A 6,963-nucleotide genomic window follows, 5' to 3' on the forward strand; every position below is an offset into this window, starting at 1 on the left:
TAACTGATTATTAATCATATAAAATTGAACATATAATGAGATCAATATACAAACTAGTGGTCTGTTCTTTACTAACACTCTCCATCACTTCTTGTGAAAAAGACCTGCTTGAAAAAGAACAATATCAGAAAGAAATCTACCTGATCGGCGCTTACAACCGAGTATGGACTACAGAAGTAAGCTACAGTAACGAAGAAGTGAAAACTTATTTCACGGTCAGCAGTTCCGGTACGTTAGCATTAGATCGAGATGTGAACGTAAAAATGAAGATCAACGAAGAGCTGGTAGATATTTACAATAGAAAGTACTGGACCGTTCTGAATGAGGACAAATATTATAAATCATTGGATACTGATTTATATTCCATTCCTTCTTTGGAGAATACGGTAATCAAGCACGCTGAAGGTATTTCCGCCGAAGTTCCTGTGTTGATAAAGACAGCAAGTCTGAAGATTGACCAGTCATACGTCATCCCCGTCGAAATAGAAAGTACAACAGGATATCCGATAAGTACATCCGGGTGTAAAATGTTGGTTCTATTAAAATTAAAGAATGACTATTCGGGCAGTTACCAGATGAGTGGACATACCACTTTAGAAGGAGAAACTCCGAAGACGATTCAGAAGCCTAAAACGATTAAGCCTACCGGAGTCAACACCGTCAGACTATTCTATGCCATGAACAACGAGAGCGACGAGAAGGCTGATATCCAAACGGGTACAATAGAACTGACCATCACGGATCAGATAGTGGAAGGCACTAATGATGTGAAGAAAGTTTCGGTCAAAGCATGGGATGCTGAAAACGGACCGGCAATTGTCGACTCAGGAGAAAGTACCTACAACACAACCGCCAAAAAGTTCAGCCTCAAATATACAATCGGTAACACGATATATGAAGAGCAACTGACTAAAGAAAAAGAAGTTTTATAATACACGACAAATGAGGAGAAGAGGAGATTTCACGGCATCACAAAAATGCCGTTGAAATCTCCTCTTCGTTTTTTAACGGAAGACTTGTTTTTACATGATTCCTTGTTTTCCTTCTGCTAAATTCGTAATTTTACCGCCGATTCACGCAATAGGGGTGCCCTAACATGACAGGCTGAGAACATACCCATAGAATCTGATCCGGGTAATGCCGGCGTAGAGAACGAATAAATAAGCAAATATGGAAATGAATTATCTGGAGATATTCGGTACGTTTATCGGCATTATCTACCTGTGGCTGGAGTATCGCGCCAGTATCTATCTGTGGCTGGCGGGCATCATCATGCCGGCCATTTATATCTTTGTTTATTACGACGCAGGACTGTATGCCGACTTCGGCATCAACATTTACTATCTGATAGCTGCCATCTACGGATGGTTCTTCTGGATGTGGGGACACCGGAAAAAGAAAAGCCAACTGACAACTGACGGGCAAACGACAGAGAAAACGAAAGATCTTCCGATTGTACATACCCCATGGAAATGTTACCTGCCACTGCTTCTAGTGTTTATCGTGTCTTTCGTCGGCATTGCCTGGATACTTATCGAATACACAGACAGTAACGTTCCGTGGCTGGACAGCTTCACAACAGCGTTGAGCATTGTCGGAATGTGGATGCTGGCACGCAAATACATTGAGCAATGGTTTGCCTGGATTCTTGTCGACATCGTCTGTTGCGGACTATATATTTATAAAGATCTCTATTTCACCTCCGTATTGTACGGACTTTACTCCATTATAGCTATCTTTGGCTACTTCAAATGGAAAAAATTAATGAGCATACAATGATAAACGAACACTATACACACGAAGCCGTGATACTTGCCAACGGCGAATATCCTGTCCATCCACTCCCTTTACAAGTTTTGGCAGATGCCAAATATGTAGTTTGTTGTGATGGAGCCGCCAACGAATATATTTCGCGTGGACATACTCCTGATATAATTATAGGAGACGGAGACTCGCTTCTACCAGAATATAAAAAGCGTTTTTCTTCTATTATCCATCAAATTCCGGATCAGGAGACGAATGATCAGACCAAAGCTGTTCATTATCTGCAAAGTAAAGGCATACGGAAAATCGCCATCGTAGGTGCTACCGGCAAACGGGAAGACCATACATTAGGAAACATCAGCCTACTCATGGAGTATATGAGAAGTGGTATGGAAGTACGGATGATAACTGACTACGGTATATTTATTCCTGCACAAGATACACAAACTTTCGCTTCACATCCCGGACAGCAAGTCTCTATTATCAATTTCGGTGCTAAAGGATTGAAAGGAAAAGGATTGGTTTATCCTCTTAGTGACTTTACTAATTGGTGGCAAGGCACATTGAATGAAGCTATAGCAGAAGAGTTTAGCATTTATTGCACGGGAGAATATTTAGTATTCCTCGTAATTTCTGATTATCTATAATATTTATTCATTCCTGTACGATGCCGCACTTTTACTATTTAAAAGTGACAGAATCGTAAACAAATGGAAGGATGACATTACCTTTCATATTAAGGCATCCATACTTTCCTGCTTTACAGGCAGGAATATTCCCATTTTTATCAGGCCATGATATCCAGTCGAACTTAAAAGGAATAATTACTTCACCCTTTATATTAATGACACCCCACTTCCTCCTATATTCTGCAGAGAACATTATGCCATCTTCCCAACATATCATATCCGTATATTTTAAGGGCACAAGAATCTGATTGTTCAAATCAACAATTCCCCATCTTCCAGAATACTGATATTTTTTCCCTTCCTTGAAACCAATATTTACAGCAACCGTATCAGTTCCGATATATTGGATATTATCATATATCGGAGGAATAATAAACTTATCTATATTATTAATTAATCCACATTTTGCTACAACAGGAGAATTATCTTCCGTAAATACAGAATCTTTTACCCACACAACAGCTTTCCCATTGATAAAAGGATAGGTATCGATAATCATCATTTCTAATTATTTTGAATTGATCCATTCCATTGCTTCCGGTATTTGTTTTGTTAGAAACTCATACCATTTCCCTGGACTAAAATAACAAGACGAATGCTTCATAAATACAATATTAACACTATAGTTAGGGTTCATATTAATGGACATTTTCCTTGGGTAAACTCTATTAATTTTTTCTAATATATCAATCTCTGAATATTGAATCTGATATTTGGCCATCGTGCTTTCAAACAGCTGCGAAGACTCTATCCCAACAAAGATACAATCAGTAGGATGTAATATATCGACAATTTTCAAAAAGAGTTCCCAAGCTATTTCATAATCATCAAGATTGGGACGTTCCTTAGGTGCAGTGGTATAATCCAATTGTCTTTGGATAAAATTATAATATGCAATTTTCGACAACACCAATTTATCTTCAGAAATTATCCCTCGGTCACATAATGCCTCCATTAAATTAGGGTAGGTTCTATTACACCATGATTTATCTACCAATACTTCATACAAACAATTTCTCGTATGATATTTATCTACTTTTACCTCCTGTTCCCTCAGTTTTCCCTCATCTTCAATATCTTCGTCGATGTAATGAGATTCTCCTACAATTAAAATCCTACGTTTACCATCCTCATAGTCCTTACCTACCCAAGGATACCATGTCAGATTCTCAATCTGATTAAATTGAGAGTCGTATTTTACTTCAACAATTTGATCCATATTAACTATTTTAGAATAAAATATCCCATTTGTGTTCACTTACAAAGCTACTAAATCCATACCGGTTTTGCAATAAATCAAGTCACAAAAAATAGAAGTATTTGATTCATTTCCGCACAGAAATGAACTGAATTATAAATTGAGGATTAGGCACGGATTACACGGATTTCACGGTTTTAGTGCTATGATTACGTAAAACAACCGTGTTAATCCGTGTAATCCGTGCCTAAATATATTCTTTTCCGATTCGTAATGAAGCATAATAACAGATCGACAACGTATACACAGACAGACAAGTTAGTAAATATGGAGTAATTGATCAGCCCTGATTCCAATATCAGTTTCAACCGTTGGAACAAAGTGTTTCATGCCTTGAAACTAAAAGTTTCATTACTTGAAACCATTTGTTTCAAGGCATGAAACTCTTTGAAGATACACTACAATGAGAGCAAAAACAGCTTTCAAATCATTAGGAGGGATATAGAATTTAATTTTTGTTCGATTCAGAGTATAATAAATCCGCTGTTACCTAAGAAGATATACACTTATAGGTAACAGCGGAAAATCTATTATTTCTAAGGATATTTGCTTGAGCAACAGGATCAAATAGTAAGCAGATACTTCTTGAAGTCTGCAAATTCCTTCGTCATTGGCAAGCTCTTCTTCTCCCCTTTCATAAACTCCTGCAGCTTGGCCGGTATCTCTACCGCTTCACCGATAATACCTTCTACTGTTTCCAGAAATTTAGCAGGGTGAGCTGTTTCGAGAAATACTCCCGTTTCACCCGGTTTCAATCCTTCTTGCAAAGCGCGATAGCCGCATGCCCCATGAGGATCGAGCAAGTAATGATGTTCTTTCCAAGTTTCCTTCACTGTTTCGCGAATCTGTTCGTCAGTATAGGTAGTTCCCGAAATCTCAGCAGAAATCTCAGCATGAGAACCGCCATACAGATCAAGCACACGGGCAAAGTTACTCGGGTCACCTACGTCCATAGCATTAGCGATAGTTGCGATGGATGGCCGGGGATTATATTTACCTGTTTGCAGGTATTGATAAAATATATCGTTGCGATTGTTGGCAGCAATAAAACGTTTGACAGGCAAGCCCATCTTCTTTCCAAACAAGCCGGCTGTGATGTTACCAAAGTTTCCGCTAGGTACACAAATCACTGCATTATCGGCTTTTCCGGCACGCTTCAGCTGGGCATAGGCATAGAAATAATAGAATGCCTGCGGCAGAAAACGAGCCACATTGATAGAATTGGCGGAGGTCAGCGACAGATGTTCGTTCAATTCCTTATCCATGAAAGCAGCTTTTACCAACGCCTGGCAATCGTCAAACGTTCCGTCCACTTCGAGAGCAGTGATATTCTGTCCTAAAGTAGTGAATTGCTTTTCCTGTATCTCGCTGACTTTCCCCTTCGGATAAAGCACATACACATGAATACCTTCCACACCCAGAAAACCGTTGGCAACGGCACTCCCTGTATCACCGGAGGTCGCTACCAGTACGTTTACATCCTTCTGTCCTTCTTTCTTGATGAAGTATCCCAGCAAACGTGCCATGAAACGACCGCCTACATCTTTGAAAGCCAGTGTAGGTCCGTGGAAAAGTTCCAGAGAATAAATGTTGTCCGCCACCTTCACCAACGGAACATCAAAGCTCAATGTATCATACACAATCTGTTTCAGTGTATCAGCGGGAACGTCTTCACCAAAGAAGGCATCGGCTACACGGTAAGCGATTTCCTGAAAAGAAAGGCTGTCAATCGTATCGTAAAAATCCTGAGGAAGCGGCTTGATAGTCATAGGCATGAAAAGCCCTCTGTCAGCGGCAAGCCCTTTTACTACGGCTTCTTGCAGAGAAGCCATCGGCGCCTGTTTATTCGTACTATAGTATTTCATTAGATCATATTTTTATTCATCACAGACTACGCAGTTCCATACAGATTTCAATGTCCGGCGGGCAATCTGCATAATCTGTGACGAAGCGTTATTTCATGAACTCTTTTATAAATTCGTCTTCTTTCAACACACCGTAACTGCCATTGCATGCCGATACCTCATCGTATGTCTGTACCTCATCCGGTTCGATACCCGGATACCAGATAAGGAATGGTATAGGCTCGGAAGTATGGGTACGAAGTTCACAAGGAGTAGGATGATCGGGCAATACAGCAATCGCCACCGGCTCGTCCCAGTCTTTCACAGCCTCATAGATAGGTCCGACCGCACGTTTGTCGAGATTCTCTATTGTCAGAAGTTTCAGATCTATATCCCCCTCATGTCCAGCCTCATCACTGGCTTCGATATGGAGATAGACGAAGTCATCCGTCTTCAGAGCTTCCAGAGCGGCAGCTACTTTATTCTCGTAATTTGTATTATACAGTCCGGTTGCCCCCTCCACTGCGATGCGACGCAAGCCGGCATAATATCCGATTCCGTTAATCAAGTCAACAGCCGAGATAACAGCTCCTTTCTTTACTTGCGGGAAAGTTTCGGAGAAAGTGGGCATCTGCGGACGATAGCCGGGGCTCCAAGGCCAGATACTATTGGCCGGATCTTTGCCTTCGGCAATCCGCTTCAGATTTAACGGATGATTCTTCAGCAATTCCTGTGATTGAAGAATAAGGTCATTGATAAGGCCTGCCGTTTCCTGAGCCTCCGGCACTGAAGGCTTCACCATCAACGGACGGAAAGGTTTCAAAGGAACATCGTGCGGAGGAGTACAATCCAACTCTTTATTACCGCCTTTGATCACCAGCAGATGCCGATACTGAACTCCCGTATGAAAACGTACGCGATCATTTCCCAATTTCTCTTGCAGATACTGAATCAGCACATCTGCCTCCTCTGTAGATATATGTCCGGAAGAGTGATTCTTCAGAATCTCTCCTTCCACACAAATCAGATTACAACGCATTGCCATCTCTCCCGGCTTCAAGTCTACGCCGATACTGGCAGCTTCGAGCGGTCCGCGTCCCTCGTATACTTTCGGAAGATTATACCCCAACACAGACATATTGGCAACCTCACTACCCGGATGGAAACCTTCGGCAACGGTAATCAAACGACCATTGCGCCCCATGCGGGCTAATTTATCCATATAAGGCGTCTTCGCATATTGCAGGAGCGTCTTGTCCCCTAATGACTTCACTGGCCAGTCGGCCATTCCGTCTCCCAATATAATAATATGCTTCACTTCTTTAGAAATTAAGAATGAAGAATGATGAATGAAGAATTGTCTGTGCCATTATGCTGCATAGTAATTCTTCATTTTTAGTTCTTCATT

The 6,963-nt window shown here is 41.0% G+C and carries 7 protein-coding genes and 1 riboswitch; of the genes, 3 read left to right on the forward strand and 4 right to left on the reverse strand.

The annotated features are described in order from the left end of the window. Positions 1–35 precede the first annotated feature (35 nt). From HMPREF2794_RS11740 to HMPREF2794_RS11750, 3 genes are all read left to right on the forward strand, one after another. On the forward strand, positions 36–932 hold the full coding sequence (locus HMPREF2794_RS11740; RefSeq protein ID WP_010535409.1) for a BT_3044 domain-containing protein: 897 nt from the start codon (positions 36–38) through the stop codon (positions 930–932). A 140-nt stretch (positions 933–1,072) separates the two neighbouring features. Further along, a riboswitch (TPP riboswitch) is annotated at positions 1,073–1,168 on the forward strand. 2 nt (positions 1,169–1,170) lie between these two features. Beyond that, on the forward strand, positions 1,171–1,779 hold the full coding sequence (pnuC, locus tag HMPREF2794_RS11745; protein ID WP_010535410.1) for a nicotinamide riboside transporter PnuC: 609 nt from the start codon (positions 1,171–1,173) through the stop codon (positions 1,777–1,779). Beyond that, positions 1,776–2,411 (forward strand): thiamine diphosphokinase, encoded by a 636-nt coding sequence (locus tag HMPREF2794_RS11750; protein ID WP_010535411.1) that lies wholly within the window; start codon positions 1,776–1,778, stop codon positions 2,409–2,411. The genes pnuC and HMPREF2794_RS11750 overlap by 4 nt, the downstream gene beginning before the upstream one ends. 34 nt (positions 2,412–2,445) lie before the next feature. Here HMPREF2794_RS11750 and HMPREF2794_RS11755 read toward each other — a convergent pair whose 3' ends face one another. From HMPREF2794_RS11755 to HMPREF2794_RS11770, 4 genes are all read right to left on the reverse strand, one after another. After that, positions 2,446–2,955 (reverse strand): WG repeat-containing protein, encoded by a 510-nt coding sequence (locus HMPREF2794_RS11755; RefSeq protein ID WP_070751563.1) that lies wholly within the window; start codon positions 2,953–2,955, stop codon positions 2,446–2,448. 6 nt (positions 2,956–2,961) lie between these two features. Further along, positions 2,962–3,672, reverse strand: a complete 711-nt coding sequence (locus HMPREF2794_RS11760) for a hypothetical protein (protein ID WP_010535413.1) — start codon at positions 3,670–3,672, stop codon at positions 2,962–2,964. A gap of 602 nt (positions 3,673–4,274) precedes the next feature. Beyond that, positions 4,275–5,576 (reverse strand): threonine synthase, encoded by a 1,302-nt coding sequence (gene thrC / locus HMPREF2794_RS11765; RefSeq protein ID WP_010535414.1) that lies wholly within the window; start codon positions 5,574–5,576, stop codon positions 4,275–4,277. Between the two features lie 88 nt (positions 5,577–5,664). Then, entirely contained in the window at positions 5,665–6,873 is a 1,209-nt protein-coding gene (locus HMPREF2794_RS11770) for a cofactor-independent phosphoglycerate mutase (RefSeq protein ID WP_010535415.1), read from the reverse strand. Positions 6,874–6,963: the final 90 nt, after the last annotated feature.

It is taken from the genome of Bacteroides sp. HMSC067B03 (assembly GCF_001811315.1).
Taxonomy (GTDB): Bacteria; Bacteroidota; Bacteroidia; order Bacteroidales; family Bacteroidaceae; genus Bacteroides; species Bacteroides faecis.